This is a genomic window from Neobacillus fumarioli NBRC 102428, from assembly GCF_001591485.1.
Taxonomy (GTDB): Bacteria; Bacillota; Bacilli; order Bacillales; family Cytobacillaceae; genus Neobacillus; species Neobacillus fumarioli.
The window spans coordinates 1-4,342 of record NZ_BCUZ01000172.1 but is presented as its reverse complement, the minus strand read 5'-3'; the positions used below and the strand labels follow the sequence as shown (position 1 = coordinate 4,342).

General features: G+C 40.8%; 6 protein-coding genes. All 6 read right to left on the bottom strand.

All coding sequences use genetic code 11. The features are described 5' to 3' along the window. Positions 1–203: 203 nt before the first annotated feature. The gene (locus BFU02S_RS17760; protein ID WP_369690714.1) at positions 204–521 is read right to left on the bottom strand and encodes a DUF3139 domain-containing protein; all 318 of its coding nucleotides are present in this window, start codon (positions 519–521) and stop codon (positions 204–206) included. A gap of 187 nt (positions 522–708) precedes the next feature. Next, positions 709–876, bottom strand: coding sequence for a hypothetical protein (locus BFU02S_RS16885; protein ID WP_157075958.1), 168 nt, complete (start codon positions 874–876; stop codon positions 709–711). Continuing rightward, positions 863–1,087: a hypothetical protein gene (locus BFU02S_RS14895; protein ID WP_235842084.1), complete on the bottom strand. Its 225-nt coding sequence runs from the start codon at positions 1,085–1,087 to the stop codon at positions 863–865. Before BFU02S_RS14895 ends, BFU02S_RS16885 begins: the two co-directional genes overlap by 14 nt. 195 nt (positions 1,088–1,282) lie before the next feature. Next, entirely contained in the window at positions 1,283–1,405 is a 123-nt protein-coding gene (locus BFU02S_RS17560; RefSeq protein ID WP_268872911.1) for a hypothetical protein, read from the bottom strand. A gap of 40 nt (positions 1,406–1,445) precedes the next feature. After that, positions 1,446–2,222 (bottom strand): arginase family protein, encoded by a 777-nt coding sequence (locus tag BFU02S_RS14890; RefSeq protein WP_066372337.1) that lies wholly within the window; start codon positions 2,220–2,222, stop codon positions 1,446–1,448. A gap of 378 nt (positions 2,223–2,600) precedes the next feature. Next, on the bottom strand, positions 2,601–4,151 hold the full coding sequence (locus BFU02S_RS14885) for a bifunctional ADP-dependent NAD(P)H-hydrate dehydratase/NAD(P)H-hydrate epimerase (RefSeq protein WP_066372335.1): 1,551 nt from the start codon (positions 4,149–4,151) through the stop codon (positions 2,601–2,603). Positions 4,152–4,342 lie beyond the last annotated feature (191 nt).

Here is a 4,342-nt window from a genome sequence, read left to right as displayed (position 1 = left end):
GCTTAAATCCTGGTGATATTTCCGGATATCCTACAGGCGCTATGGTAACAGGCACACAAACCATTAATGGTAAAGTATACCATTTTGATTCTTCAGGAAAATGGATAAGCTAAAATAGCCCCCATATCAAAATAAAAAAGAAGACAAATTTATTACTACATTTAGGATTTGTCTTCTTTTTTAATTAAGAAATTTCGTTTTCTTTATAAAGGTTTATGTTTATAAGAAAGTGCGCTTGATCCATGCTCATAAACTAATAAAAACATTTTTTTAAATGTGCTTTTTTCAGAATAAGAAGGAGCATAATGATATTCATAAATTTTATCAGGGTCATCTTTATACACTACTCGGATAATATATCCGTTTTGTTGAAAATCTTTTGAAGTCCATCTTTTTTTGATATCTTTATTTGTCAAACCTTGCCTATGAATGTATTCTTCAAATATTTTTTCTGCTTGATATCTTTGATAAGGGAAATTGTAAATATAAATTCCTATCCCTATTAAGAGTATAACACTTATAATTACTAATCTTTTTCCTATTTTATGTATATTCCCCCTTTTTTAACATAAAACTGGATGAGTCTATAGCGATTTGCTCTAGAACGGATTGAATGCTTTCCCGAATTATTCCTTTCCCCAAGTAATTGAAAATATCTAGAATTATCTGCTTAAATTTTGGTTTCTCTTTTGATTGGGTGTAGTTTTTTCATAAGCGTGAATAAATCTCAACTGCTAAACCGCCAACAATCACTGGAAGAATATTCTTGTTTTCTAAAAGTTTTGTAAGGATCGCGGCTGTCTGTACCATTTTTTCAAAAGAGCTTTTCGACTCCAGTTCAGTAAGCTTTTGTTTTGATTCTTCAATCAAGTTCATAATACCACACCCGCTTACTTAGATATTTAATCTTCCCTTCTTCCTCGGCTTTTTTCCAGCGCTTGATGCATAATTCGTCTAAAACTCTAGCTTCATTCTCATCGCGGGCCCTTGTTCTTACTAGTCTGTCCGGGGATTTAGTCCGTAAAATCGTCCTATCTACTTCACTTTTCTTTTCAAAGATTTGTTTATTTAGGTCAGAAAAATCCATTCTTCTCATCCTGCCACCGACCTTTAAGGTTTCTAATATTAAGTATAGCATATTTTTTCCAATAATATATTTTTTTACGCGGGATTAGATATTGTGTTGCTATTGTTACAAGTTAGTATGTACAGGAATTTTTTCGCACAATTTTCATGTGTTACAAGTGCACATCCTGAGTTGAAATTTTCAGTACTGTCCCTGTTAGAACCGCTTGGATGAAATCTTCATGATCTTGTATGCTGCTAACATCGGCAAATATGCATTTTGCACAATATCGCTGAGCCCAATGATGCCAAAATTCATTACAGAATGCCCTTTTAACATCTTCTATACCTCACACCTTGCCGAAGGGCAAAACAAGATATTAAGCACCACGCGTTTGCCGGTATCCTGATTGAAGGCAAGTTTGCAATATTTTTAGATTGGCTGTTTGATTTTTTTGAATGATTGCTTGATAGTCTGGAAGCAAGAGGTCAGCTGGGGATAGATGCGCTTCCCCGCAAATGTCAACGCCCTCAACTTGTTTGCAGCTCAAAATCGCTTTCAGGCAATCCGTTAAGCTGGCAAGTGTCATGACACCCTGGTCCCAGTTTGTCGTTGCTTCATTCGTGTTTAATACGTCCTTATCAATGCTGATATATACAGTTGGTGTATGGATGGCAGAAAGAATAGACTTTATAGAGTATGGATGGTTGTTTTTATATGGAAAAAGAGTCACTTGGTGATGGTTTATTGGATCTCGTAAGACCGAGGTAGGGCCAATGATAACAACTTGCTCCACCAATGGGATATCTTTTAAAGCATATGAAACCCATGAACCGCAAGAGAGCAACGTTTCACATTCTGTGCCCAAATCTGGATGGTTATCAAATAAGACGAGGGTAAAAGGTTTTTCGATTTCTTTTAAGAATAAATAGGTAAGATAATGATAGTTTCCGCTGCCGATAAAGGTAATTCCTTTGTGGCTTCGTTTTTGCAGTCTCCTGCTTAAAAGCTCCAATGATTCGTTTTCACAATAAAGGTTGACATGCCGCATTTGCTGAAAATCAATTTCCTCATGCGGATATTTTTGCAGCTCCTTTTGGACAATATACGTTTCGTCAAAATCAACAATACTAATTCCTGTTCTTAATAACCCCATAATCTTTCATCTCCCTAAAAAACGTCGTGATATCATACGTAAATTAACAGATCATCAGATAGGTTACTAAAGAATCAAGATAGTATTATTTTAAACCTAAAGACGATTAGGTTGCGAGCATAATGCTTTAGCAGTTTAGTTGTTTCAACACTTTATTAACTGCCAAACGACTGGAAAAAGATTTCAGTTTAGGCGTTGGAACTCCAACTCCTCTCTTTTTCCTTGCTTCAGGGGTCAATACCCCTGATAAGAACACGAGGATTGGCTTTTTTGTACCTGTTTCTGTCCTCATGAGCTCCTTAGGACAAGGTTGTAGAAAAACCTTGATCCGGGTTCCAATCAAAGCGATTGGCGCCGCAGCCTAAAAGCGCCTGACTATTATGTCATGCTATTCAGCTGGTCCCTTACCCCATCAATAATGTCAAAAGGTGTTACACCGTAATGAGATACTATTTTGGCTTTCTCTTCCCCGGCCCGGGCATGTAAGTAGCTTGCGACAACTGCAGCATGGACCGGCGGTGCCCCTTGGGCGAGGAATGAGGCGATCAATCCGGTTAGCACATCTCCGCTTCCGCCTTTTCCCAGCGCGTCATGACCGCGTGGGTTGATGTAAACCTCTCCATCTGGTGTGGCAATAATCGAACGATGCCCTTTTAATACCAAATACACGTTATATTCCTGCGCAAATGACTTGGCGATATCGATCCGATCTGCCTCTACTTCTTTTACCGTTTTTCCAATCAATTGTGCCATTTCGCCGGGATGCGGTGTAAAAATAACGTTTCCCTTGTATTGGCGAACCGCATCCAAATGATCCCGCAATAAATACAAGGCGTCCGCATCTACGACAAGCGGCTGCCCTTCCAGTGAAGCAAGGAGTGATTTCATCCATTCTTCCCCTCCAGGAAATCGTCCCATTCCCGACCCAACGGCCACACTGTTAAATTGCTTTAACCGCGAAGCTAGTTCCTCCACTGCCTCTCTTCCAAAGTGCCCATCCACATCTGCTAACGGCAAAAATAATGATTCCGGATTTTGTGCGGCTGTAAGCAAATATATACTTTCAGGCACTGCCAATGTCACTAATCCCGCTCCAGACTTTAAAGCGGCCTTTGCTGCAAAAATCGGGGCGCCGACATACGGACGGGAACCTCCTACAATCAAGGCATGCCCGAAAGTTCCTTTATGTCCAAATTTTGGGCGGGTCGGGATACAAGGCTGCACAAACTCATCCGTCAACACCCGCGGCAGGTTCAGTCCCAGTTCGCCGACAATCGCAGGCGGAACCGAAATATTGACAGCTTTCCATTCGCCGACATGCTGAGAGCCTTCATTTAAGAAAAACCCTTTTTTCGGGAACACAAACGTAATCGTCTTAGCAGCCTTTATCGCCACACCATGTACTTTCCCGGTATCACTGCTGACGCCTGACGGAATATCGACAGAAAGAACCAATTTTTCCCCTTCATATTGATTTACCAATGAAATCACTTCGTGAAAAGGTTCCCGAACAGGGCCATTCACCCCTGTTCCTAAGATGGCATCCACAATAATGTCGGCTTTTTCCAATTCCTGTTCCAGTGCCTCTATCGACTTTTCCTGAAGCATAAAAACAGACAGGCCCCGGTTTATGTACACATCAAAATGAATTTTTGCATCCCCTTTAACCTTGGATGGGTCCACTAATAAACAAAGGAGCGGCTCCATTCCAGCATCAAACAGCCTGCGGGCAATCACAAAGCCATCCCCGCCATTGTTTCCGCCGCCTGCAAGTACGACCACTTTTGGATTCAAGGCAGAAGAACTTTTAATAATTTCTTCCACCACCCGGGCTCCTGCATTTTCCATCAGTACAACGCCCGGCAGCCCCAGCTTTTCCATTGTATATTGATCCATGTATTGCATGTCCTTTTGTCCTGTTGCAAACACTTGAAATCCCCCCTATTACTATTATAGGTAACTTTTAGCAGCTTTGCACTGACAGGCTTCGTTTGCTGCTAGGTACATGGGGACGCTTCAAAGCTACCGTTCAAGCTTGCTATAAGTGGGAACCTAGTCATCCATCCGTTAAGACTATGTGTAAAGCCACTAGATATTGGTGATAAAAGGAAAAGGGGCTG